Annotated in this window: 22 protein-coding genes; 8 read left to right on the top strand and 14 right to left on the bottom strand. The window is 71.7% G+C overall.

The window, feature by feature from the left end; translation table 11 throughout:
• Nucleotides 1–43 precede the first annotated feature (43 nt).
• The gene (locus tag WH85_RS23670; protein ID WP_045744206.1) at nucleotides 44–1,321 is read left to right on the top strand and encodes an acetyl-CoA C-acetyltransferase; all 1,278 of its coding nucleotides are present in this window, start codon (nucleotides 44–46) and stop codon (nucleotides 1,319–1,321) included.
• Here the strand turns inward: WH85_RS23670 and WH85_RS48965 are convergent, their stop codons facing one another.
• The 6 genes from WH85_RS48965 to WH85_RS23640 are packed head-to-tail and all read right to left on the bottom strand — an operon-like array spanning nucleotide 1,322 to nucleotide 7,384.
• On the bottom strand, nucleotides 1,322–2,668 hold the full coding sequence (locus tag WH85_RS48965) for a DUF4407 domain-containing protein (protein ID WP_045744170.1): 1,347 nt from the start codon (nucleotides 2,666–2,668) through the stop codon (nucleotides 1,322–1,324).
• Nucleotides 2,665–4,083, bottom strand: a complete 1,419-nt coding sequence (locus tag WH85_RS51680) for a hypothetical protein (RefSeq protein WP_045744169.1) — start codon at nucleotides 4,081–4,083, stop codon at nucleotides 2,665–2,667. Before WH85_RS51680 ends, WH85_RS48965 begins: the two co-directional genes overlap by 4 nt.
• Entirely contained in the window at nucleotides 4,080–4,601 is a 522-nt protein-coding gene (locus WH85_RS53780) for a hypothetical protein (protein WP_045744168.1), read from the bottom strand. Before WH85_RS53780 ends, WH85_RS51680 begins: the two co-directional genes overlap by 4 nt.
• Entirely contained in the window at nucleotides 4,582–5,556 is a 975-nt protein-coding gene (locus WH85_RS23650; RefSeq protein WP_045744167.1) for a protein kinase family protein, read from the bottom strand. Before WH85_RS23650 ends, WH85_RS53780 begins: the two co-directional genes overlap by 20 nt.
• A complete protein-coding gene (locus tag WH85_RS23645; protein WP_045744166.1) occupies nucleotides 5,553–6,677 on the bottom strand; it encodes a protein phosphatase 2C domain-containing protein in 1,125 nt (374 codons plus the stop codon). Before WH85_RS23645 ends, WH85_RS23650 begins: the two co-directional genes overlap by 4 nt.
• Nucleotides 6,677–7,384 (bottom strand): vWA domain-containing protein, encoded by a 708-nt coding sequence (locus WH85_RS23640; RefSeq protein ID WP_045744165.1) that lies wholly within the window; start codon nucleotides 7,382–7,384, stop codon nucleotides 6,677–6,679. The genes WH85_RS23645 and WH85_RS23640 overlap by 1 nt, the downstream gene beginning before the upstream one ends.
• 142 nt (nucleotides 7,385–7,526) lie before the next feature.
• Between WH85_RS23640 and WH85_RS23635 the strand changes: the two genes are divergently transcribed.
• Nucleotides 7,527–7,901 carry a hypothetical protein gene (locus WH85_RS23635; RefSeq protein WP_157411188.1) on the top strand — a complete coding sequence of 125 codons (375 nt, stop codon included), beginning with the start codon at nucleotides 7,527–7,529 and terminating at the stop codon, nucleotides 7,899–7,901.
• A gap of 215 nt (nucleotides 7,902–8,116) precedes the next feature.
• Here the strand turns inward: WH85_RS23635 and WH85_RS23630 are convergent, their stop codons facing one another.
• The 3 genes from WH85_RS23630 to dhaM form a co-directional block, all read right to left on the bottom strand.
• A complete protein-coding gene (locus WH85_RS23630) occupies nucleotides 8,117–9,481 on the bottom strand; it encodes a glycoside hydrolase family 10 protein (protein ID WP_045744163.1) in 1,365 nt (454 codons plus the stop codon).
• Between the two features lie 137 nt (nucleotides 9,482–9,618).
• The gene (locus tag WH85_RS23625) at nucleotides 9,619–9,879 is read right to left on the bottom strand and encodes an HPr family phosphocarrier protein (RefSeq protein WP_045744162.1); all 261 of its coding nucleotides are present in this window, start codon (nucleotides 9,877–9,879) and stop codon (nucleotides 9,619–9,621) included.
• A complete protein-coding gene (gene dhaM / locus WH85_RS23620; RefSeq protein WP_045744161.1) occupies nucleotides 9,863–10,249 on the bottom strand; it encodes a dihydroxyacetone kinase phosphoryl donor subunit DhaM in 387 nt (128 codons plus the stop codon). The genes WH85_RS23625 and dhaM overlap by 17 nt, the downstream gene beginning before the upstream one ends.
• 83 nt (nucleotides 10,250–10,332) lie before the next feature.
• On the opposite strand from dhaM, the gene dhaK reads away from it, so the two are divergent.
• From dhaK to WH85_RS23595, 5 genes are all read left to right on the top strand, one after another.
• Nucleotides 10,333–11,325, top strand: a complete 993-nt coding sequence (gene dhaK, locus WH85_RS23615; protein WP_045744160.1) for a dihydroxyacetone kinase subunit DhaK — start codon at nucleotides 10,333–10,335, stop codon at nucleotides 11,323–11,325.
• The gene (gene dhaL, locus WH85_RS23610) at nucleotides 11,325–11,951 is read left to right on the top strand and encodes a dihydroxyacetone kinase subunit DhaL (RefSeq protein WP_045744159.1); all 627 of its coding nucleotides are present in this window, start codon (nucleotides 11,325–11,327) and stop codon (nucleotides 11,949–11,951) included. Before dhaK ends, dhaL begins: the two co-directional genes overlap by 1 nt.
• A gap of 63 nt (nucleotides 11,952–12,014) precedes the next feature.
• Nucleotides 12,015–13,583 carry a methyl-accepting chemotaxis protein gene (locus WH85_RS23605; protein WP_045744158.1) on the top strand — a complete coding sequence of 523 codons (1,569 nt, stop codon included), beginning with the start codon at nucleotides 12,015–12,017 and terminating at the stop codon, nucleotides 13,581–13,583.
• A gap of 39 nt (nucleotides 13,584–13,622) precedes the next feature.
• Nucleotides 13,623–14,285 (top strand): acetoacetate decarboxylase family protein, encoded by a 663-nt coding sequence (locus tag WH85_RS23600; protein ID WP_045744157.1) that lies wholly within the window; start codon nucleotides 13,623–13,625, stop codon nucleotides 14,283–14,285.
• A 61-nt stretch (nucleotides 14,286–14,346) separates the two neighbouring features.
• Complete coding sequence (locus tag WH85_RS23595; protein WP_045744156.1) at nucleotides 14,347–15,678, top strand: YibE/F family protein; 1,332 nt, start codon at nucleotides 14,347–14,349, stop codon at nucleotides 15,676–15,678.
• 322 nt (nucleotides 15,679–16,000) lie between these two features.
• Here the strand turns inward: WH85_RS23595 and bla are convergent, their stop codons facing one another.
• The 4 genes from bla to recD2 form a co-directional block, all read right to left on the bottom strand.
• The gene (bla, locus tag WH85_RS23590) at nucleotides 16,001–16,969 is read right to left on the bottom strand and encodes a class A beta-lactamase (RefSeq protein ID WP_045744155.1); all 969 of its coding nucleotides are present in this window, start codon (nucleotides 16,967–16,969) and stop codon (nucleotides 16,001–16,003) included.
• An 895-nt stretch (nucleotides 16,970–17,864) separates the two neighbouring features.
• Nucleotides 17,865–18,503: a DUF4360 domain-containing protein gene (locus WH85_RS23585; RefSeq protein WP_045744154.1), complete on the bottom strand. Its 639-nt coding sequence runs from the start codon at nucleotides 18,501–18,503 to the stop codon at nucleotides 17,865–17,867.
• Nucleotides 18,504–18,701: 198 nt separating this feature from the next.
• A complete protein-coding gene (locus tag WH85_RS47335) occupies nucleotides 18,702–19,367 on the bottom strand; it encodes a cutinase family protein (RefSeq protein WP_052720742.1) in 666 nt (221 codons plus the stop codon).
• Between the two features lie 165 nt (nucleotides 19,368–19,532).
• Entirely contained in the window at nucleotides 19,533–21,713 is a 2,181-nt protein-coding gene (gene recD2 / locus WH85_RS23575; protein ID WP_045744153.1) for an SF1B family DNA helicase RecD2, read from the bottom strand.
• Nucleotides 21,714–21,772: 59 nt separating this feature from the next.
• Between recD2 and WH85_RS23570 the strand changes: the two genes are divergently transcribed.
• A complete protein-coding gene (locus WH85_RS23570; protein WP_045744152.1) occupies nucleotides 21,773–22,747 on the top strand; it encodes an acetylxylan esterase in 975 nt (324 codons plus the stop codon).
• Nucleotides 22,748–22,790: 43 nt separating this feature from the next.
• Here the strand turns inward: WH85_RS23570 and WH85_RS23565 are convergent, their stop codons facing one another.
• Nucleotides 22,791–23,057: a YggT family protein gene (locus tag WH85_RS23565; RefSeq protein WP_045744151.1), complete on the bottom strand. Its 267-nt coding sequence runs from the start codon at nucleotides 23,055–23,057 to the stop codon at nucleotides 22,791–22,793.
• Nucleotides 23,058–23,107: the final 50 nt, after the last annotated feature.

Below are 23,107 nucleotides of genomic sequence, written 5' to 3'. Positions count from 1 at the left end.
GCTTTCGGTCGATGCCTGCGTGCTGAACTATCTGGAGGACAACGTGCCTGACGCACGCCGTGTGGCGATCCTCGGCGGAAACCGGATCCCGTTCGCCCGGTCCAACAGCCGTTATGCCGACGCGTCGAACCAGGACATGCTGACCGCGGCACTGGACGGCCTGGTCGCGCGGTTCGGCCTGGCCGGCGAGCAGCTCGGCGAGGTGGCCGCGGGCGCGGTCCTCAAACACTCGCGGGACTTCAACCTGACCCGTGAGGTGGTGCTCGGGTCCCGCCTCGACCCGCGCACCCCGGCCTACGACGTGCAGCAGGCCTGCGGCACCGGGCTGGAGACCGCGATCCTGGTCGGCAACAAGATCGCGCTCGGGCAGATCGACGCCGGGGTGGCCGGCGGCGTGGACACCACGTCGGACGCGCCCCTGCAGCTCAACGAGCAGATGCGCCGCACCCTGCTGGAACTCGGCCGGGCCCGCTCGTTCGGCGCCCGGGCCAAGGCGGCCGGCAAGCTGCGCCCCCAGCACGCGTTCCAGCCGGAGCTGCCGCGCAACTCCGAGCCGCGGACCGGCCTGTCGATGGGTGAGCACGCGGCCCTGACCGCGCTGAAGTGGGACATCGGCCGGGGCGAGCAGGACGAACTCGCCCACACGTCACATCAGCGGCTCGCGGCGGCGTACGAGAGAGGCTTCTTCGACGATCTTCTGACGCCGTTCCTGGGGCTGACCCGGGACCAGAACCTGCGTCCCGACACCACGCTGGAGAAGCTGGCGTCGCTGAAGACGGTCTACGGCAGCGACGAGCCGACGATGACGGCGGGCAACTCCACCCCGCTGACCGACGGCGCCGCCACGGTCCTGCTGGCCTCCGAGGAGTGGGCGGCGTCGCGTTCGCTCACCCCGCTCGCGTTCCTCACCGATTCGCAGACCGCCGCCGTCGACTACGTGCACGGCGACGAGGGCCTGCTGATGGCGCCCGCCTACGCGGTGCCCCGGCTGCTCGCGCGCAACGGCCTGACCCTGCAGGACTTCGACTTCTACGAGATCCACGAGGCGTTCGCGTCGCAGGTGCTGTCGACCCTGGCGGCCTGGGAGTCCACCGAGTTCTGCAAGACGCGGCTCGGTCTGGACGGCCCGCTCGGCGCGATCGACCGGTCCAGGCTGAACGTCAACGGCTCCTCGCTGGCGGCGGGCCACCCGTTCGCCGCGACCGGCGGCCGGATCGTCGCCACCCTGGCCAAGCTGCTGGCGGAGAAGGGCTCGGGCCGCGGCCTGATCTCCATCTGCGCGGCCGGCGGCCAGGGCGTGGTCGCCATCCTGGAGCGCTGATCAGGGCAGGTTCGGGTTGTGCTGGGCCGGGACGTGCGGCAGCGCCGAGCCCAGCACCAGCGTGTCGTCGTCGTCCCCGGGCGGCACCATGAACCGGGACGGGTCGTGCCGGGCGGCGGACAACTGCTGCTGCCGCCAGCGCTGCATCACCGTGGACGCCACCTGCCGCTGCACCTCGACCACCTCCTGCACGTACGCGTCGACCGACGCCCGTTCCGCTGCCTGCCGCGCCTGCCGTTCGTAGGCGGCCAGGTCCTCCTCCGCACCCATCTCCCCGGCCACCCGGTCGTGCACCAGTTCGTCCTTGCGGTCACGCAGCCGGTCGTAGACGCTCGGCACCCCCGCCCCCAGAAGAATCTTGAAGACCACCGGGAGTACCTCGAACGCGGCCAGGAACAGGATCAGCACCAGGTGCGCGAGGCCCATGGTGAGGTCCTTGTCGCCGAGCCGGCCCAGCGCGTTCATCCGGGCGAGCAGGCCGCTGTTCTCCTGTTCGGAGGCGCCGAACTCCTGCTGTGCGGCCTCCTTGGCGGCGACCGCCGCGGCCAGCGTCTCCCGGGTGGCGGCCAGGTCGGCGCGCATCCGGGTGAGGGTGCCGGCCCGGGTGCCGTGCGCGGTCTTCTCGGCCGCCGCCAGCACCTCCCGGCTCTCGGTCTTCTCCTGCGCGAGACGGTTCCGCTCCCGGACCTTCGCCTGGTACGACGGCCCGGTGCCGCGCTGCTTGCTGCCGCACCGGCCGTCCTGTTCGCAGAGCACGGCGTCGGCCGCCTCCTGGTGGGCCTTGCTCGCCGCCTGGTAGGCGGTCCGGGCCTGCGCCACCGCCGGGTCGCCGCTCACGTCCGGCCCCCGGTCCAGGTCGGCCTGCATGGTCTGCACGGTCTCGCTGAGCGCCGGTATCCGGGTGAACCGGGCGTCGGAGGCGAGCAGCCGCGCGAACGAGTCCTGCGCCTCCCGCTGCATCACCCGCAGCTCGGCGTTGATCTCGTCCTGGAACACGCGCAGCGTCAGCGGCGTGGACACCACCAGCCCGATCAGCACGCCGAGCAGCACCCGGGGCGCGGCGAGCAGCATGTTCTGCCGCAGCGTCGCGTGCCGCTGCGTCCCGGAGATCAGCCAGCGGTCCAGGTTCATGATCGCCGCACCCCAGGCCAGCGCGAGCAGTACACAGAGCGGGATCGGCAGGTCCATCGCCATGTTCAGGGCGAAGCCGCAGGAGAGCGCGCTCAGCATCGAGGTGGTGAGCACCGCGCCACCGAGGCCGGCGTACTTGACCCGCTCCCCGTGCGGACAGGCCCGGAGGAGCTCCGGGTCCGCGCCGGACAGCCAGATCAGAGGTTGTGACGTCAAGGATCGTGCCTTTCGAGGTCGCTGCGGCGGGGGAAGGCCGGGCAGGTGGGGCGCGGCGGGGCGGTGGACGGGGGCCGGGCCGGTGGGACGTGGCGGCCGGGCATCGGCGGCGGCGCGTGGTGCCGCATCACCGGCGGTGCGGCGGCCCGCAGACGGCTGTCGCCCGGCTCGCCGCCGCCGGGGGTGAACGCGAGCGGGAACCGCACGTCGGGCATCGGCATCGGCGCCACCCGGACCACCTCGATGCGGCCGGTCGCGGCCTCGATCGCGCCGCACGGGCCGATCGCGCGCAGCAGCACCCGGCGGGGCCGGTCCACGACCACCTCGACACTTCCCGCGGCGGCGCCGGACTCCCGGCCGTCGATCAGGATCCGGTGGGCGAACCGGGTCTGCCAGGAGACCGTGACGGTGTCGCCGGCGAGCACACAGCCCCGGTCGGCGTGCAGGGCGACGATCGCCGGCTGCCCGATCCAGGAGGCCAGCACGGCGAGCCACTCGGCCGCCGCCGGCCGGGCCCGTGGATCGTCGCGGCCCTGCTGGAAGGCCCGGGCGAACAGGGTGACCAGGTCGCCGGGCAGGGCCTGCAGCGCCGCCGAGTAGGCGACGGCGAACGGGGCGAAAGCCGCCAGGCGGTGCCGGGGCCAGGTGTGCGCGGCGAGATACTCGTCGATGGTGCGCGGGCTCAGATCGGCGAGGAAATGGTACGGGTGAAAGCCCGTCAGCAGCAGATGGACCGTCACGGCGAGCGACCACCGGTCGGCGTACGCGGTGATCGCCTCCGGGTGCTCGCCGAGACCGTCGTACGCCTCGGGCGCCAGATGACCGGCGGCCACCCCGGCGGCCAGCGGGGACCGGCCGGGCCGCACCGTCACCGATTCGGTCTCGGCGATCCGCACCCCACGGTCGGTGACCCGCAGCAGCACGGTGGACGCGTTCAGCCCGCCGAACGCCGCGCCCGCGTCGTGCAGGTCCCGGACGGCGCCGGCCACCGCGTACGCCAGTTCGAGCCGGATCCGCGGCGGCATCCCGTCGAGCAGCGTGTCGTGCAGGGTGCGGAAGCCGTCCGCGTACGGGTCGGGCGCCAGCATCACCGAGCGGGTCCGCCCGTCCGGCAGGTCCACCTCACCGTGCCAGACCGCGGCGGCCGCGAACCCCGCCGGCAGCGGCCCGGTCCGGCCGTCCAGCGCCCGGTGCAGGTCCTCGACGTGGTCGCCGGACCGGTCACCGGGCACCGGGAAGCCGACCAGCAGCGGCGGGGCCGTCGCGCCGTCCACGGTCTCCAGCTCGTACTGGTAGGTGCCGAGACCGGCCGGCCGGAACCGGAAACCGAGCGTCGCGCCCGGTCCGGGCAGTCCCACACCCCGGCTGGTGCGCACGGACCGGACCCGGGCGTACCGGGTGGTGAGTGCGTTCACCCCAGCAGCTCGATCCGCCGTCGCCCGGCACGCAGCCCGGCGAGCCCCGTCCACCAGCATTCGGCCAGGTCGTCGCCGGGTTCCGCGGCGGCCAACCCGATCCGCAGGTCGTCCGGGCACTCCGGTCGCCCGCCCGGCGCGACCAGGGCCAGCACGTCGACGCTGCCGGGCAGGCCGGCCGGGACCGTGGCCAGGAACTCGGCGGACAGCCCGGCCAGCGCGACGGTGACACCCTCCGGGTCCGGCCGTCCCGGGCCGGCCGCGCGCAGGTCCCACGGGACGGGTGTGCCGACCGGGATCAGCCGGATCTCGTGCTCGCCGGCGACGACGGCGGCGTACCGGTGGTCGGTGCCACCCGGACCGGCGGCGAGCCGGGCCATCACGGCGCCGGCCGCGTCGGACGCCTGCCGCCGGATCGCCGGGACGGCCGTCAGCGTGCCGTCGAACGCGAACACGACCAGGCGGAACGCGGACGCCGGAACCGGACGGGCCCGCGGGTCAGGCGGGAATCCAGCCATCCGGGCCGCGCCTCCATCCCGTCTCGCGTGACCCGTCGCCGGGCGGCCCCGGGACGGTGCCGGGCAGCGCCGGCATCGGCCGGTAGCCGAGCAGGCCGCGCAGGTGGAACAGCCAGGTCCGGGCCGCGGGACGGCCCTGCGGCGCGCCGTCCAGGGACAGCCGCAGCAGCGCGAGGCCACCCGGGTCGAGCACCCCCGCGGCGGTCTGCCAGTCCCGGTTCAGCGACGCGCCGGGGCCGGGGAGCAGACAGCGCAGCACGAAGAGGCCGAGCTTGTAGCGGTCGGTGGCGGCGCTCTGCCCACCGGTCTCCGGCGGGTTCCAGTCCGGGCTGTGCAGCTGCCGGTTCACCGCGGAACTGCCGCTCATCCGGGTCGCGTCGCAGTCCACCAGGAACACCGACGGGTACGGCCGCAGCCGGTACAGCACGTTGCGGGTGGAGACGTCCCCGTAGACGATCTGCGCGCCGTGCAGCAGCGACAAGGCGAACGCGAACCGCTCGCAGATCCGCAGCCGGGTCGTCAGGTCGCCGTCGGCCGGTACGTCCACCCGGTGCCGGCGGGCCCGCGCCGGGTCGGCGATCAGGTGCTGCACCTCCCGGGCCACCCGTTTGCGGGCGCCGGACGGCAGCGTCATCTCCTCGAAGTAGTCGTCCGGGATCAGCCGCATCAGCACCCCGGCCGCCTGCCCGGCCGTGCCGGTCACCACGTGCAGTGGCCACGCCGCCAGCTCGTCCAGGGCGGCCCGGCGCTGCGCCACCATCCGCTGCCGGACACCGACCAGCTTCACCAGGCCACCGAGCGACACGGCCGGTCCGGCCGGCCGGTACTCCTTGAAGACCAGATCTCCGGGTACGCCCGGAAGCCGGAACGCCTCGAGCCGGCGGATCACCCCGTTCGCCCCGGAACTCAGCGTGCTCATCGGTCCGAGTACCGAGGCGTCGACGACCGTGTTCACCCGGGGTCCCGCGCGCCGGACGGCCAGACCGCGACCACCGTCCGGTCGTCGTCGTAACTGCGCCTGCCGAAACCGACCTGCTCGGTGAAGAGCAGCGGCGGGGGCGGGCGCCGCCACCAGCCGGCCAGCCGGGCCGCCACCTCACCCTGCCCCGGGCCGAGCGGGTCGCCGGTGCCGTCGGTCATCACCAGCAGCGTCCAGTCGTCCGGCACCGGGCAGCAGGCGTGCGGCAGGTCGGCCGGGTCCCGGGGGACCTGCGGGAGCGCGACCACACCGGACGAACCGACCTCCTCACCGAACCCCTTGATCGCGGACAGGTTGTGCCAGCCACCGGCCGGGTCCAGCGCCCAGACCGGCGAGTCGCCGAGCCACGCGACCTGCACCTCCCGGACCGCACCGAGCGCCGGTCCGACCGGGCACACGAGGAACGTCGCCGTGGTGGCCATCGCCGCGGCTACCTCCTCCTCGGACGGGGCGGTCGCGGCGTACCGGGCGGGTTCGGCACGGCACAGGCTGCGGGCGCCCTCGGCGATGATGGTCCCGGCCAGCGCGGTGAAGATCTCCGGCCAGGGCAGGCTCCCCGGCGCGACACCGGAGTCCAGCCGCCGGGCGACGTCGCGGGGGCCGCGCCGGGCCACGAACGAGGCGGCCACGTGCGACAGCGGTCCGGCCGAGACGCCGTCGGCGACGGCCACGATCAGGAACCGCTCGTCGGCGGTGACGGCCAGGCCGTACGCGTCCTGCCGGGGTGCACCGGATTCGCGGTGCGACAGGCCGCGGACGCTCGCCGCCCGCACGTCCAGCGCGCCGGCCGTGCCGTGGTCGCTCACCGTGTCCGGTGGCTGCGACGGGTCGGCGCGCAGGCGGGGGCGCACCTCGGCGTGTGCCCGTCCGGGGTCGCCGATCGTCGAGGGCGGGCGTGACGCGTCCGGGTCGGCGGGCCGGTGCTTGTCGGGGAGCAGCACCGGCCAGATCTCGGCCGTCTCGGCCGCCTCGACGCTCTGCCCGGCCTTCTCGCCCGTCTCGCCGGGATCGGGTGCCGCATGCCGGGGCGGCTCGGATGCCGCGTGGCGGGGCGGGGAGTCCCACGGGCCGGGCCGTGACACGCTGAGGTCGGCCATCAGTCCAGCCAGTCGTCGTCGACGTCGATGCCGGACGGCAGCCGGCTCGCGTCGGGCAGGACGAACCCGGACTCGCCGTCGACCGCGCTCTGCCCGGAGGCCAGCACCGACGAGATCAGCACCTCGGCCATCGCCTTGATCGCCTCGGCCGCGTCGGCGCCGTTGCTCATCATGTACAGCTTGCTCTTGCCGTACGGGTGCACCAGCCGGCGCATCGTGTCCCGCCCGGCGTCGCCGACCCCGCACGGCACCACCACCGGATACCACTGGAAACCGGTGCGGGTGGTCCGGTCGTACGCGGTCAGCGCGGTGAAGTCGGCCTCCCAGCCGTGGCGCGGCTCGCCGTCGCTGAGGAAGAACACGGCCGGCCGGTGCACCTTGAAACCGTCCGCGCGCAACTGGCCCACGTCCTGCTGGATCCGCTCGCGCAGGGTCCGGAACGCGGCGCCGAAGTCGGTGCCGCCGCGCACGGTCAGTTTCGGCAGCACGTCCTCGCCGGCCATGTCGGAGAGCGGCAGCACCACCTGCGCGTCGTCGGAGAAGTCGAGCACGCCGAAACGGACCTTGTCCGACAGGATCGGGGCCTGGGCGAGGGCGTCGGCGACCGCCGGAAGTATCAGGTTCGCCTGGTCGATCCGGTGGCCGGACATCGAGTACGAGACATCGACGACCAGGTAGAACGGCAGAAGTATTCCCTTGTCGGGCACGGCGGAAGCTCCTCGGCGGGCGAGGTCGTGATGGTCATGGACGGGCACGAAACCCTTCGTGGATGCGCTCGTTGATTGAACGTCAACCGTAGAAACGGTCTGGCGCAGCTATGGCGCACACGCATCAGGGGAACGGGTGGCGGTGACCGACGAACCGGGACGGCAGTCGATCTGTGCGTCCCATCTGCGTGACCTGCTGACGGGTCCGTACCGGCATGTCTGGCTGCGGATGGTCGACCGGGAGGGGCCCGCGGAGATCCATTTCAGCGCGGTGGCGAAGGTGCTGGCCCGGACCGCGGAGCGGGACAGTCCCGACGGCGCTCACCATCGTGGACTGCGCGACCGGGTGCGGCGGGCGCTCGCCCAGGACCGGCTCAGCGCGTCCACGCTGGACCTGTTCATCCGCGGGTTCGGCATCCGCGGTCCGGAGGCGGCCCGGCTCTGGCAGCTGCTGCTGGGCGGCCCGGCCGAGATCCCCGCCCCGCGCCCGGCCCCCGAACAGGCCCGGGTGCGGTGATCTCAGGTTCCCGACGCGATCTGCCGCTGCGGTGACCTCAGGTTCCCGACGCGATCTGCCGCTGCGGTGACCTCAGGTTCCCGACACGATCTGCCGCTGCGGCGTCGCAGGTCCGCTGCCGGGCCTGGGTGCCGGTGCACGTCACCGGCTTCACCAGGGAACTCCGGGCACCGGGCAGGGTGCGCCGGTGCCCGGAGACTCCACCACGTGAGGGGTCAGGCGGGGGTGCAGGTGGGGGTGGTGCCGGGTGCGGTGCCGGTGCCCTGGAAGCCGAACTCGGTGCTGCCGCCCGCCGTGAGCCGCCCGTTGTAGGAGGCGTTCGTGAACGTCACCGTGCCGCTCGTGCCGGCGGCCGTCGCGTTCCAGGTGCTCGTCACGGCGCTCCCGCCGGGCAGCGTCGCCGCGACCCGCCAGCCGGTGATCGCGGCGGTGCCCGCGGTCACCTTCACCGTGGCGACGAAACCGCCGGTCCAGGCGTTCACCGAGACCGTCGCCGAGCAGGCGCCGGCCGGCACCGAGGTGGACGGGGTCGGTGATGTGACCGGCGGCGACGAGACCGGCGGCGACGACGGGGTGACCGTGCCGCCCAGGGCGTTCAGGACCGCGGTGTACGCCGCCTTCGGGTTCCCGTTGCCGTCGAAGAGCAGGGGGGTGCCGCTGGCCCGCCACGAGTCGGTGTCCCGGATGCCCCAGACGGTGATGCCGTTGCAGCGGGTCACCGCGAGGCAGGCGCGGGTCACCGCCGCGAAGCTGTCCGCCTGTGCGGTGCCGGAGCCCTCGATGTCGAGTTCGGTGATCTGCACGTCGACGCCCAGGTTCGCGAAGCGCTGCAGGTTGGCCTGGTAGTCCGCGGGCAGCGGGGACGCCGCGTTGAAGTGCGACTGGAAGCCGACGCAGTCGATCGGCACGCCGCGGGCCTTGAAGTCCTGGACCAGCGCGTACACCGCGTTGCTCTTCGCGTTCTGGCCGTCGGTGTTGTAGTCGTTGTAGCAGAGTTTCGCGGCCGGGTCGGCGGCCCGCGCGGTGCGGAACGCCACCTCGATCCAGTCGTTGCCGGTCCGTTGCAGGTTGGAGTCGCGGCGGGCGCCGGTCGAGCCGTCGGCGAACGCCTCGTTGACCACGTCCCACGAGTCGATCTTGCCGCGGTAGTGGGTGGCGACCTGGGTGACGTGGTTGACCATGGCGTTGCGCAGCGCGGTGCCGCTCAGGTTCTGCGCCCAGGCCGGCTGCTGCGAGTGCCAGGCCAGAGCGTGTCCACGGATCTTCTGGCCGTTGGCGATCGCCCGGTTCACGATCGTGTCGGCCGAGGTGTAGTTGAACGTGCCCTGGGACGGCTCGGTGGCGTCCCACTTCATCTCGTTCTCCGGTGTGACCGAGGTGAACTCGCGGTCGAGGATCCCGGCGTAGACCGTGTCGGACAGTTTGTAGGCGGCGACCGCGGTGCCGAAGTAGCGGCCCTGTGCGGCGGCGGCCGCGCCGAGGGTGGTGGCCGCGTCGGCGGTGGGGGTGAGGGCGGCGAACGTGCCCGCCGCGACCAGCCCGGAGGCCAGCGCGGCGAACACGGTGCGGGGACGGGTCATGAGGTTCTCCAGCGGGGGTCTGGAAGCGCCGACAGGCCATCGACGTTTGTCGAAACGCTACCGACATGTTCCGGAAACCTCAACCGGTTCAGTCATGATCGTCCCAGCTCAGCGGCACCGAAAGTTTCGGACCCGGATCAGGAGGCGGCGGACAGCACGGCGGCCACCGCCGCGGCGGCAGCGGCCGCGTCGTCGCCGGTGGCGTGCACGACGACCGTCGTCCCGGCGAGCGCGCCCAGCGCCATCAGCCGCAGAGCGCTGCGGGCGTCGGCGGAACGCTCACCGTGGCGTACCTCCAGAAGAGCCTGGAAGCGGGCCGCGGCCCGGACCACCTCCCCGGCCGGACGGGCGTGCAACGCGGCCGGCAGCACCACCGGGATCTCAGAACTTGCCGACATCGCGGGCCTCCCTCGCGGCCGCGGCGACCGTCTCGAGATCCGCGCCGGTGGAGGCCAGCACCGCCGCGGCGACCGCGCCCTCCACGAACGGCGCGTCCACCAGCACCGGGCCGGGCGGCAGATCCTCCAGAACCGTGCGGGTGGTCAGCACCGCACTGCCCAGATCGGCGAGGATCACCACCCCGGCCCCGGTCTCCGCACGCCGGACCGCGGCGGCGATCAACGACGAACTGGTCCCGAGACCACCGTCGTCGGTGCCTCCGGCCGGCTCCACGCGCACCTCATCGGTCGCGACCTGCGCGAGCAGATCACCGACACCCTCCGCGAGACGGGGGCTGTGCGACACCAGAACGATCCCAACGAGCGCCATGCCACGCAATGGTATTGGCCTGATCGCCCGGCGCGACCATGCTGCAGGGAAAGCATGCTCCACGAGAAGGAGAGGCGCCGACTGTGAAGAAGTTCATCAATGACCCCGCCGACGTGGTCGCCGAGGCGCTGACCGGGCTCGCCGCCGCCCATCCCGAACTGCGCGTCGACCTGACCGAACGGTTCATCACCCGGGCCGGCGCGCCGCGGGCGGGACGGGTCGCGCTGGTCTCCGGCGGCGGCTCCGGGCACGAGCCCCTGCACGGCGGATTCGTCGGCCCCGGCATGCTCGACGCGGCCTGCCCCGGCGAGATCTTCACCTCGCCGGTGCCGGACCAGATCATCGCGGCCACCCGGGCGGTCGACGGCGGCGCGGGCGTGGTGCACGTGGTCAAGAACTACACCGGCGACGTGATGAACTTCCAACTCGCCGCGGAACTCGCCGCCGACGAGGGGATCGCCGTCGAGACCGTGCTGGTCGACGACGACGTGGCGGTGCGGGACTCGACCTGGACGGCCGGGCGCCGCGGCACCGGCGCCACCCTGCTGGTGGAGAAGATCGCCGGCGCCCGTGCCGCCGAGGGCGCGGACCTGGCCGCGGTGGCGGCGGTCGGACGCGCGGTCAATGCCGCTTCGGCCTCTTTCGCGTACGCGCTGAGCGCCGGAACCACCCCCGCCGCCGGCCGTCCCGGATTCGACCTGCCGGACGACGAGATCGAGGCCGGGGTCGGCATCCACGGCGAACCGGGGCGCCGCCGGGAGAAGCTGCGGCCCGCACGGGCACTGGTGCACGACGCCCTGGACGCCATCCTGGACGCGAAGGAGTTCCCGGACCGGGTGATCGTGCTGGTCAACGGCCTCGGGGCGACCCCGCTGATCGAGCTTTACCTGGTCTACGGCGAGGTCGCCGCGGTCCTGGCCGACCGGGGCGTGACGATTGCCCGCCGGCTGGTCGGCAACTACGTGACCAGCCTGGACATGGCCGGCCTGTCGATCACCCTGACCGCCGTGGACGACGAGATGCTGCGGCTCTGGGACGCCCCGGTGAACACCCCCGGCCTGCGGTGGGGTGCCTGATGGACGTCGCCCTCGCCTGCGCCTGGCTGCGCGCCACGGCCGGTGCCGTCACCGCCGAAGCCGACCGCCTGACCCGCCTGGACGCCGCGATCGGCGACGGCGACCACGGGGTGAACCTGACCCGGGGTTTCGCCGCGGTCATCTCCGGACTGGACGGCACCCCACCGGCAACCGTCGCCGAGGTGCTGGTCAAGGCCGGCTCGACGCTGATCTCGAAGGTGGGCGGCGCGTCCGGCCCGCTGTACGGCTCCGCCCTGCGGGCCCTCGGCAAGGCGCTCCCGTCCGGCACCACGGTGACACCCGAAGAACTCCTGACCGGCCTGCACGCGGGACTCGACGCGGTGCGCGCACTGGGCGGGGCCGCGCCGGGGGACAAGACCATCGTGGACGCGTACGCCCCGGCGCTGGAGGCCTTCGCCGCCGCGGTGGCCGCCGGATCCGGTCTGGCGCAGGCGACCGCGGCCGCGGCCCGGGCCGCGGAGGAGGGCGCGGCGGCCACCACCGCGATGACGGCACGCAAGGGACGCGCATCCTATCTGGGCGAACGCAGCGTCGGACACCAGGATCCGGGCGCCACCTCGACCGCGTTGATCTTCCGGGCTCTGGCCGGGGTCGCCGAGGGCTAAACCACGCCACCCCGGTGCCGATTCATCCCGCCGAGTCGTACGGATGATCTGAGGGGCGAACATATGGGTCTGGGTGGGTTGTTCGACAACCGCTCTCTGCGGACGAAGATCGGTGCTGCGGCGCTCACGGCGGCCGTCAGCGGAGCGATCGTCGGCACGGTGGCGATCTCCACGGTCTTCCGCCTGAACAGCGATGCGGCTCAGGCCCAGCGCCAGACGATGGCGATCGAACAGGCGGTGGGCTCGTTCAGCAAGAACATCGAGTCGTACGTCGGCAACTCGAACTCGATCAAGCTGTACCCGGACCTGGCATCCGACCTCAAGAAGCTGATGACGCAGAACGAGAAGGCCGTCGACGCGGCCCTCGCCTCGCTGGGCACCACCCTGCCGGGCGACGCGACGGTGGCCGGGGCGAAGAAGCACTGGGCGAGCTTCACCGAGCTGGTGGCCACCGACCGGACCGGCGCGAGCGCGGCGGAGCTGACCCAGGCGCTGACCGACTACGTCGCGCTGCACGACGCGCTCACCGCCGACCAGACCGCCCTGCAGGAGAGCGCCACCGCGATCTCCGACCAGAACATCAAGGACGCGGATGCGGCGGGACGGCAGGCCGCGTACCTGATCGGTGGTCTGCTCCTGGCCGGTGTGCTGCTCAGCCTGGCGCTGAGCTGGCGGGTGGCGAAGGTCGTCGGCGACACGGTGCACGGGGTGTCCCGGCTGGCCGAGGGGCTCGCCGAAGGTGACCTGACCCGCACCTCCGGGGTCCGCACCCAGGACGAGATCGGCCGGATGGCCGCCTCCCTGGACCGCGGCATCGCCCGGCTCCGCGAGGACGTCGTGCGACTCGCCGGCAACGTCAGCACGGTCCAGTCGGCGGCCGGGCAGCTCAGCTCGGTCGCGGTGGCCGTCGACTCGGCCGCCAACGACTCGTCGCAGCAGGCCGGCAACGTCGCGCAGGCGGCCGAGGTGGTCAACAACAACCTGCAGGTGGTCTCGGCCGGCTCGCAGGAGATGGGCTCGGCGATCCGCGACATCAGCGCCTCGACCGCCGCGGCGACCGAGGTGGCCGCCCAGGCCGTGCAGGTGGCCTCGGCGACCAACGAGATCGTGGCCCGGCTCGGCTCCTCGTCCGAGGAGATCGCCACGGTGGTCAAGGTGATCACCAGCATCGCCGAGCAGACCAACCTGCTCGCCCTCAACGCGACCATCGAGGCGGCCCGGGCCGGCGAGGTGGGCAAGGGCTTCGCGGTCGTCGCCGGCGAGGTCAAGGACCTGGCCCAGGAGACGGCGAAGGCGACCGAGGACATCTCGCAGCGGGTGCAGACCATCCAGGCGGACACCTCCGGCGCGGTCACCGCGATCGGCGAGATCTCGGCGATCATCGAGCGGATCAACAGCCTGCAGCTGACCATCGCCTCCGCGGTGGAGGAGCAGACCGCGACCACGCAGGAGATGAACCGGACCCTCTCCACGGCCGCGGTCGGCGCCGGCGAGATCCAGAAGACGATCACCGGCCTCAACCAGGCGGCCCGCCGGACCACCGACACCGTCGGCGACACCCGGCACGCGGCCGAGGAGCTGACCACGACGGCGGCCCAGCTGCAGGCGGTGGTCTCCCGCTTCCGCTACTGAGCCTGGCGTAACGACGCTTGTGGATGTCAAGGTGAAGGCATGTACCCGCCTGAGCCTTGGCATCTGCGCGGTCAGATGTACCTCTCGATCTTCCTGGTCCCCCGGGCGGCGCTCCCCGCGCTGCCCGCGGTCCTGAACACGACGGTCTCCCCGGTGACCGTCGCGGGCCGGGCCGCCGTCGGCGCCGCCTGGGTTCACTACGAACCCGGCGGCGTTCTGCATTACCGGGAACTCCTCAGCGCCGTGCTGGTCCACGAGCGCGGCCGGCCCCGGGTCAGCATCACCGACATCTGGGTGGACAGCATGGCCTCCCGGGAGGGCGGCCGGCGACTGTGGGGCATCCCCAAGGAGTTGGCCGAACTGCAGATCTCCTCCTCGGCGGCGGCGGTGTCCGCCTTCGCCTCCGCCGCGTCCGCGCCCATCGGTTCCGCGACGGTCCGGCTCGGGCGGCAGCTGCCCGGCCGGGTCCCGGTGGCCTTCTCCGTCGCCCAGGCGCTCGGCGGTCAGGTCCGGCGCACACCGGTGCGAGGCCGCGCCGGATTGCGTACGGGGAAAGCGGCGTGGCGTCCCGATCCGGCCGGGCCCCTCGGCTACCTGGCCGGACGGCGTCCCGTACTGACCCTCGCGGTCACCGACTTCTATCTGGTGTTCGGCCGGACCGCCCGGGAGCGCGCCGCCGCCCGGGAGCGCTTCACCCCCTGAACAGGGCCCGCGGGTACGGTTCGGCAGGACAGACCGCCGCCGACCGCGACCGAGGAGCAGCATGACCGCCGGCCACGACCACCATCACCATGCCCCGGGCCGGTCGCCGGTCCTCCCACACGCCCGCCGGCTCACACTGTTCCTGCTGATCCCGGCGGTGCTGCTCACCGCGCTGGGCATGCTGCTGCTCTGGCCGCACGACACCCCGCAGGCCACCGAGGGCGACGGTCCGCTGCGGGTCACCGGCGAGGTCGTCCGGGTCGTGGCGCAGGAGTGCGCCCCGGTGCCCGAAGGCGACACCCCGGAGGAGAACTGCGGCACGGTCACCGTCCGGGTCACCAGCGGCGTCGACGACGGCAAAGAGATCACCACCGACGTCCCGAGCGGCCCGGGCGCGCCGGAGGTCGAGGCCGGCGACGAGGTGACCATGCTGGCCCTGGAGAGCGACGACGGCGGCTACCAGTACTCGATCTCCGACCACGAACGGTCCCGCGAACTGTGGCTGCTCGGCGCCGCGTTCGCCCTGGCGGTGGTGGCGTTCGGCCGATGGCGGGGGCTGACCGCGCTGGCCGGGCTGGCGGTAACCTTCGTCATCCTGCTCTTCTTCATCGTCCCGGCGATCCTGGACGGCCGGTCGCCGATCATGGTGGCGGTGGTCGGCTCCGCCGCGATCATGCTGATCGTGCTGTACCTGACACACGGCCTCAGCACCACCACACACATCGCGGTCGCCGGCACCCTGGCCAGCCTGGCGATCACGACGGTGCTGGCCGAGGTGGCCACCGGGGCGGTGACCCTCTCCGGGGTGGCGGACGAGACCTCGAACTACCTGACCATCACCCAGTCCGAGGTGAACATGCGCGGCCTGCTGCTGGCCGGCATCGTGATCGGCTCACTGGGGGTGCTCGACGACGTGACGGTCACCCAGTCGGCGACGGTCACCGAACTCGCCATCGCCAATCCGGCGTACGGTTTCCGCCGCCTCTACGGTGCGGCGACCCGGATCGGCCGCGCCCACATCGCCTCGGTGATCAATACGATCGTGCTGGCGTACGCGGGCGCCTCCCTGCCGTTGATGTTGCTCTTCGCGGCGGGCAACACCCCGGTCGGCGAACTCCTCACCTCCCAGATGATCGCCCAGGAACTGGTCCGGAGTGCGGTCGGCACGATCGGCCTGGTCGCCGCGGTCCCGATCACCACGGCCCTGGCCGCCTTCGTGGCGTCCCGCGAGCCCCTCCCGGCCGCCGCCAGCACCGCCGCCGACGCCCCCGCCACCGGTGGCATCGCGGCGGATGACGCCTCCTCGGCCGAGGTCACACCGGCCGCTGAGGGGAACGGTCGCAGACCGCCCACCGAGGACCCGTGGGCGGCCTTCGTCGACCGCGACCGCTGACGCTGCTTCGATACATGCCTCAGTCCATGCCGGTCTTTGGTGAGCACGTCGCGGCGGTTCCAGCCCCGGTCGCGGACCAGGTGGGAGCGGATCGCCCCGGACGCCGACCGCGACCGCACTGCTGATCGGGCCGCTGTTCTTCTGAGTGCTCAGCGGACGCGACCCGGCCCGCCTTTACCCGGTCCGCCTCTACCCGGCAGAGCCGGCCCGCGTCTTCCTGGCGTAGGTCGGCCCGGAGCCCGCGGCCGGGTGAAGAGCGGGGGCTTTCGTCGTCGCCCGGGTGCCGCCGACGGCCCCTCAACGATGATCTGAGAGACGGCACTCAGGCGAGAGCCGCCAGCACCGACTTAGTGGTTTCGGCGATCAGGGCGTCGGCGGAGCCGGCGTTCTCGGCGGTACGGCGGGAGAGGACGGCCAGGACGATCGGGCTGCCGGCCGGCGGGTGGAGGACGGCGATGTCGTTGCGGGTCCCGTACCCGCCCGCCCCGGTCTTGTCGGCCGCCGTCCAGCCGTCCGGGAGGCCCGCCCGGATGTACGGCCCGCCGGTCGTGTTGGCCCGCATCCACCCGTCCAGCAGCCGCCGGCGGTCGGGGGTCAGGGCGTCGCCGAGCAGCAGGCTCTGCAGGTCGGCGGCGAGGGCCCGGGCGGTGCTGGTGTCCCGGGTGTCGCCGGGCGCGGCCTCGTTCAGGTCCGGTTCGATCCGGTCGACGCTGGTGGTGGTGTCGCCGAGAGCGCGGAGTTCCCGTTCCAGGCCGTCCGGGCCGTCGATCGTGGCGAAGAGCAGGTTCGCGGCGGTGTTGTCGCTGTACCGCAGGGACGCGTCGAGCAGGTCCCGCACCGTCATGCCGGTGGCCACATGCTTCTCGGTGATCGGAGCGTGGGCCAGCAGATCACGCTTCCGGTACGTGACCACCCGGTCCAGGTCGGCGTCCGAGGCGATTCGCAGCACCACCCCGGCCTGCAGCGCCTTGAACGTGGAGGCGTGGGCGAAACGCTCGTCCGCCCGGTGGGTGACGACCCGGCCGGTGCCGGTGTCCACGGCGTAGACGCCGAGGCGGGCCCCGTAGCGCTCCTCCACCGTACCGAGATCGACAGTGACCGGACTTGCCGTGACCGGGTTTGCCGTGACCGGGCTTGCCGTGACCGGGACTCCGGCGGACGGGGCCGTGGAGTCCCGACCGGACACGACCGGCGCCGGTGCAGCCGGGGAATCCGGGGTGGCACATCCGGCCGCAGCGAGTGGGAGGGCTAGGGCGAGGGCCAGAGCGGGGAGCAGGACGGCGTGGCGCATGCCCCGAGCATCTGACGATCACCGGCCGTCGTCAAAACGAGGGCGATCACCGGCCGTCGTTGAACGAGGGGCGCCCACCGACCGCGACAGAAGGAGGGCCCCGGAACAGGGCGCCCGATGCCGCTTAGCTTAATTTGATCAACGCCGTCGCCAGTAGCCATGCGATCCACTTCGCCGCGCCGACTCGTCGGCCGTTGACAGTGGCAGTCACATCAGGGCAGCTCAGCCGTCTGTCGCAGCGCGGGGTCGCATCCAAGGTCAACGTAAGCTGAGTGGTCTCGCGCCGTCGACTGCGGCTGTTCGGGTGGGCGGGAATCAGCCGTGGGTGACGGCTCGGGGTGTCCCGGCCGTCGACCGTGGTCGTTGTCGGTTCGCGGGTGGACCGTTGTCGACGGCTGTGCTGGTCGGGCCGTCGACTGCGGCTGTTCGGGTGGGTGGGAATCAGCCGTGGGTGACGGCTCGGGTGACCCGGCCGTCGACCACGGTCGCTCTCGACTCGCGGACGGACCATGACCGACGGCCGGGGGTGGCCAACGGCTGGGATGACCGACGGCCGGGGCGGCCAACGGCTGGGATGACCGACGGCCGGGGCAGCCAACGGCCGGGGTGGCCGGAACACCACTCGACCTCTTCCGATCTCGGCGACGGCCCCGGGGGAGGCCGCGAGTGACTTCAACGGCGCCGACGCGCGAGGCGCTCGGAGACGGCGCTCGGAGACGGCGCTCGGAGACGGCGCTCGGAGACGGCGCTCGGAGACGGCGCTCGGCAGACGTGAAGAGACGTGATGGCTGCCGCAGCGGAGTCGACGGTCAAAATCATGATCAACCTAAGGGGAGTGACATCGACAGGGTGCCCGCCGGTGGCCGGCCCGCGCCGGCCACCTTTTCGCGAGTGGTCAGCACTTCTTCCAGGCGACCCGGTAAAGGGTGTTGATGGCGGCGTCGGTGGCGTCCATCGAAAGGAAGCTCAGCTCGCTGCGGGTGTCCGATGAACCGCGGTTGACCCGCAATTCCGTGTTGATGTTCAGGAAACGGCGTTCGCCGCAGTTCAGGTAACTCAGGCTGGTGATCCCGACGCTGTCGGTGTGCTGCCAGTTCCGCTCCATCGGGCCGCGGAAGTCGTGCGCGATCCGGGTGCTCTGGGAATGGCCCTGGAAGTAGTAGTTGGCGGCCGACTGCCCGTATGAGCCGCGCTGCAGACTGGCGAATCCACGGTAGTCGGCGCTGGCGATGGCGAACGTGAATCCGGACGGCACCTTGATGTCCAGGGCGAGTTGGCAGTTCTTGCGGAAGTCGAGCGGTTTGGCGCCCGGGCCGACCTGGGCCGTGTACTCCGAGTAGGTCACGGTGAAGGCCCGGTTGTCCGGCGAGACCGTGATCTGGGCGGTGTTGTCCGGGCAGCCGGAGCCGTTCGCGGACACCACGTCGATGATCATCATCTCGTTCGGTGTCGGGTCGGCCGGGGCCGCCTGGACCGGTGCGGACATCGCCAGAGTGGACAGAAGGGCCGCGCCGGTGGTCAGTGCACGCAACATGAGAATTACCCCCGTGTTTCTCGTGAATCGCTTTTGTGGATGTGAATACTCTTCGAAAAGAACAATCATTTCCACGACTCACCCTAGCGATCCGGGCAACCGGTGTGACGGGTGCCGGAAACAGCCGTACTCCCGTTGCGCAAAGGCGGCCATTCGGTCTGATTTCCCGAATGGCCGCCCAGCTCACGAGGATATGTGCTATCCGGCGTTCTCCGCGGCGAAGTCGGTCGCCTGCTGGATGAACTTGTTGTAGTCCAGGTGCGCGGCGAGACTGGTGCCGCCCTGGCAGAACCGGTCGTTGCGGTTGCAGAACGACCGGGTCCGGTCGGCGACCGCGTCGAGGCTGCCGGCCCGCCGGGCGAAGATGCCCGACCGGTTGCCGTCGGTCACGTTGAAGTCCTCGCCGGCGGTGAAGGTCGGGTCGCCGAACAGGATCACCGACGAGATCTTTCCGACCAGTTCGTCGGAGAGTTCGCCGGTGATCGCGTCACCGACCACGTCGGCGCCCTGGGAGTACCCGGCGAGGACGAACGTCGTCTGTGGACAGGCCGCCGCGGTGTCCTCCATCTTCTCGGTCAGGTCGGCGACGCCCTGGCGGACGCTGGCGTTGTAGTTGAAGTTCGCCGGGTAGTCGACCGGGGTGGCGCGCACGGTCTGCGGCAGGTCGCCCACGATCCGGTCGGCGAGCGGCCCGATCAGTACCCCGAAGCCGGGGCGTTCGGTGGTGCCCCGGGCGCCGAGGAGTTGTACGTCGGCACATTCGTTGCGGGGTGCCTCGGCGGCGAAGGTGAGCGGGGCGACCGCGAGGCCGCCGACCGTCACCGCACCCGCCGCCACCAGGGTAGCCATCTTGCGCTTGCGCATCTGGACGTCCTTCCGTGGATGACCGACAGTTCTTGCACTCGGTACGCAAAAACTCGGCGCCACGGATCGGTGGTTCACCCGGACGGGTATCCCGATCGATACGCCGGTCCCGATCCGGCGAGGCGGGCAGCGATGGTGCATAAGTGGACGCTTATCCGCGTACCCCTAGAGGGAAAGGCGCTGCGTGAGCGTGGTGTGGCGTCTCCCCGCACCGACCGTGCGCACCGCGGCGGCGAGGGCCCGGCGCGACCCCACCAGCACGACCAATCGTTTGGCCCGGGTGATCGCGGTGTAGAGCAGGTTGCGCTGCAGCATCATCCACGCGCTGGTGGTGATCGGGATGACCACGGCGGGGTACTCCGAGCCCTGCGACCGGTGAATGGTGATCGCATAGGCGTGTACCAGTTCGTCGAGCTCGTCGAAGTCGTAGTCGATGATCTCGTCTTCGTCGGTACGCACGGTGAGCGTCTGCTCCTCCGGCGACAGCGCCGTCACCACGCCCACCGTCCCGTTGAAGACCCCCGCGGCGCCCTTGTCGTAGTTGTTGCGGATCTGGGTGACCTTGTCGCCGACCCGGAACACCCGGCCGCCGAACCGTTTCTCCGGCAGGCCCTCCCGGCCGGGGGTGAGCTGCTGCTGGAGCAGGGTGTTGAGCGCTCCGGCCCCGGCCGGCCCGCGGTGCATCGGGGCGAGGATCTGCACGTCCCGGCGTGGGTCGAGACCGAACTTGCGGGGGATGCGGGTGCACGCGACGTCCACGGTGAGGCCGGCGGTCGCCTCGGTGTCGTCGCTGGCGAACAGGAAGAAGTCCTGCATGCCGTCGAGCAGCGGCGGCCGGCCCCGGTTGACCCGGTGTGCGTTGGTGACCACGCCGCTCTCCGCGGCCTGCCGGAAGATCTGGGTGAGCCGGACCCGGGGGATCGCGTCGGCGGCCAGCAGGTCGCGCAGCACCTCACCGGCGCCCACCGACGGCAACTGGTCGACGTCGCCGACCAGCAGCAGGTGCGCGCCCGGCGGGATCGCCTTGACCAGCTTGTTCGCCAGGATCAGGTCGAGCATGCTGGCCTCGTCGACGACCAGCAGATCGGCGTCGAGCGGATTGTCCCGGTCATAGGTGGCGTCGCCGCCGGGCTGGAGTTTGAGCAGCCGGTGCACCGTGGCGGCGGGGTGTCCGGTGAGTTCGGCGAGGCGTTTGGCGGCACGGCCGGTCGGGGCGACGAGCTGGATCTTCGCTTTCTTGGCGGCGGCGAGTTCGACGATCGAGCGGACGGTGAAGCTCTTGCCGCAGCCGGGGCCGCCGGTCAGGACGGCGACCTTCCTGGTGAGGGCGAGTTTGACGGCCTCTTCTTGACCTTCGGCGAGCGAGTTGCCGGTTCGCTGGTGGAGCCAGGCGAGGGCTTTGGCCCAGTCGACGTCGTGGAAGTGCGGCATCCTGTCCGATTCATCGGACAGAAGTTTCAACAAGCTGCTGGAGAGCGACAATTCAGCACGGTGGAACGGCACCAGGTAGACGGCGTCGTCCTCGCGGATCACGCCCTCCTCCTCGACCAGCGAAGCCAGGCACGACGGCACCAGTCCGCCGGGAACATCGAGGATCTTGGCGGCCTCGGCGATCAGATCGTCGGCCGGCAGGAAACAGTGCCCGTTGTCGGTGGCCTGCGACAGGGTGTACTGCAGACCGGCTTTCACCCGTTGGGGACTGTCGTGCGGGATGCCGACCGCCTGCGCGATGGTGTCCGCGGTCTTGAAACCGATTCCCCAGACGTCCGAGGCCAGCTTGTACGGTTCGTTGCGCACCACCGAGATGCTGGCGTCGCCGTACTTCTTGTAGATCCGGACCGCGATCGAGGTGGACACGCCCACCCCCTGGAGGAAGACCATCACCTCCTTGATCGCCTTCTGCTCGGCCCAGGCCGCGGTGATCTTCGCGGTACGTTTCGGGCCCAGGCCGGCGACCTCGATCAGCCGGTCCGGGGCGTCCTCGATGATGTCCAGGGTGTCCAGTCCGAAGTGGTCCACGATCCTCTCGGCGAAGACCGGGCCGATCCCCTTGACCAGTCCCGATCCCAGGTAACGCCGGATGCCCTGCACCGTCGCGGGCAGGATCGTGGTGTACGAGATCACCTCGAACTGCCGCCCGTACTGCGGATGCGACGACCACCAGCCGGACAGCCGCAGGCTCTCGCCGGGCTGGGCCCCGAGCAGCGCGCCGACCACGGTGAGCAGGTCGTCGCCGCGGCCGGTGGCGACCCGGGCGACGGTGTACCCGGTCTCCTCGTTCACATAGGTCAGGCGTTCCAGCACCGCTTCCAGAACGTGCGGGTCCTTCTGTGGTCGTCCGGGCACACAGCCATCGTCTCGCGAGGTCTGGAATGACGGCGCGGCAGGGCCTAGCGTGATCGGGTATGGCGCTCTTTGACCTTCCGCTTCCCGAGCTGCGCACGTACCGGTCGGCCGGCGTCGAGCCCGACGGGTTCGGCGACTTCTGGACCGGCACCCTCGCCGCGGCACGCCGGGCCGCCACCGCGGCGAAGGTGACCGAGGTGGTCACGCCGTTGCGCGGCATCACCACCTACGACGTGACCTTCAGCGGGTACGCCGGCCAGCCGGTCAAGGCCTGGCTGAACCGTCCGGCCTCGGCGTCCGGCCCGCTGCCGGTCGTGGTCGAGTTCATCGGTTACGGCGGTGGCCGTGGCCTGCCGATCGACTGGCTGACCTGGGCCAGCGCCGGGTACGCCCACCTGGTGATGGACACCCGCGGACAGGGCGGCTCGTGGCGGTCGGGGGACACCCCGGACCCGGACGAGTCGGGCGGCGGACCGTCCTCGCCGGGGTTCATGACCCGCGGTGTGCGGTCGCCGGAGACGTACTACTACCGGCGGCTGTTCACCGACGCGGCGCGGGCGGTGGAGGTCGCGGCGGAGTTGCCGGGAGTGGACGCCTCGCGTCTGGTCGTCACCGGCAAGAGCCAGGGCGGCGGGTTGTCGCTGGCAGCCGCCGGTCTGGTGCCGGATCTGGTGTCCGCGGTGGTGTCCGGGGTCCCGTTCCTCTGTGACATCCGCCGGGCGATCACGATCACCGACAGCCACCCGTTCGGTGAGGTGACCCAGTTCCTGCGGGCCAATCCGCATCTGGCGCGGGAGACCCTGGAAACGCTCGATCACATCGACGTCGTCCACTTCGCCAAGCGGATCACCGCCCCGACGATCGTCTCGGTGGCCCTGATGGACGCGGTCTGCCCGCCGTCGACGGTCTTCGCGGCGTACAACGCGGTCGCCGCACCGAAGCAGATCGAGGTCTACGAGTGGGACGGCCACGAGGGTGGCCGGGGCTTCTTCGACATCGCGGCCCTGGAGTTCGTCGAGGACCGGTTGTCCTGAAAAGATCGGGCCGGCCTCGGCCGAGGCCGGCCCGTCACAGGACTCAGATGATCGTCCGGATGATCCCGATGCCGAGGAACAGGACGATGAACGCCAGGTCGATCGCGAAGCCGCCGACCCGTAGCGGCGGCAGCACCTTACGGATCGGTGCCAGCATCGGCTCGGTGACCGAGTAGACACCGCTCAGCGCCCGGGAGCGGAACGAACCCGGCATGGCCGGCCCGGCCAGGGTCACGCTCCAGTCCAGCACCATGCGGGCGACCAGCAGCAACTGGACGAGCAGCAAAGCCAGATCTATGAGGTAGAACATCGGATCCTCCTGGAGCGGTGACGTGTCTCAACTATGGGGCCGCATCCTGT

Origin of the sequence: Actinoplanes rectilineatus, from assembly GCF_000962825.1 — a bacterium.
GTDB lineage: Bacteria > Actinomycetota > Actinomycetes > Mycobacteriales > Micromonosporaceae > Actinoplanes > Actinoplanes rectilineatus.
The sequence above is the reverse complement of the archived record's forward strand: the minus strand, read 5'-3'. Positions and strand labels throughout refer to the sequence as shown.

Coding starts and splice junctions, on each gene's coding strand:
- WH85_RS23570 (WP_045744152.1), top strand. CDS start 21,773: ATGGCGCTCTTTGACCTTCCGCTTCCCGAGCTGCGCACGTACCGGTCG.
- dhaL (WP_045744159.1), top strand. CDS start 11,325: ATGGACGTCGCCCTCGCCTGCGCCTGGCTGCGCGCCACGGCCGGTGCC.
- WH85_RS23605 (WP_045744158.1), top strand. CDS start 12,015: ATGGGTCTGGGTGGGTTGTTCGACAACCGCTCTCTGCGGACGAAGATC.
- WH85_RS23565 (WP_045744151.1), bottom strand. CDS start 23,057: ATGTTCTACCTCATAGATCTGGCTTTGCTGCTCGTCCAGTTGCTGCTG.
- WH85_RS53780 (WP_045744168.1), bottom strand. CDS start 4,601: ATGGCTGGATTCCCGCCTGACCCGCGGGCCCGTCCGGTTCCGGCGTCC.
- WH85_RS23595 (WP_045744156.1), top strand. CDS start 14,347: ATGACCGCCGGCCACGACCACCATCACCATGCCCCGGGCCGGTCGCCG.
- WH85_RS23625 (WP_045744162.1), bottom strand. CDS start 9,879: ATGTCGGCAAGTTCTGAGATCCCGGTGGTGCTGCCGGCCGCGTTGCAC.
- WH85_RS23645 (WP_045744166.1), bottom strand. CDS start 6,677: ATGGCCGACCTCAGCGTGTCACGGCCCGGCCCGTGGGACTCCCCGCCC.
- WH85_RS23585 (WP_045744154.1), bottom strand. CDS start 18,503: ATGTTGCGTGCACTGACCACCGGCGCGGCCCTTCTGTCCACTCTGGCG.
- WH85_RS47335 (WP_052720742.1), bottom strand. CDS start 19,367: ATGCGCAAGCGCAAGATGGCTACCCTGGTGGCGGCGGGTGCGGTGACG.
- bla (WP_045744155.1), bottom strand. CDS start 16,969: ATGCGCCACGCCGTCCTGCTCCCCGCTCTGGCCCTCGCCCTAGCCCTC.
- dhaM (WP_045744161.1), bottom strand. CDS start 10,249: ATGGCGCTCGTTGGGATCGTTCTGGTGTCGCACAGCCCCCGTCTCGCG.
- WH85_RS23600 (WP_045744157.1), top strand. CDS start 13,623: ATGTACCCGCCTGAGCCTTGGCATCTGCGCGGTCAGATGTACCTCTCG.
- WH85_RS23630 (WP_045744163.1), bottom strand. CDS start 9,481: ATGACCCGTCCCCGCACCGTGTTCGCCGCGCTGGCCTCCGGGCTGGTC.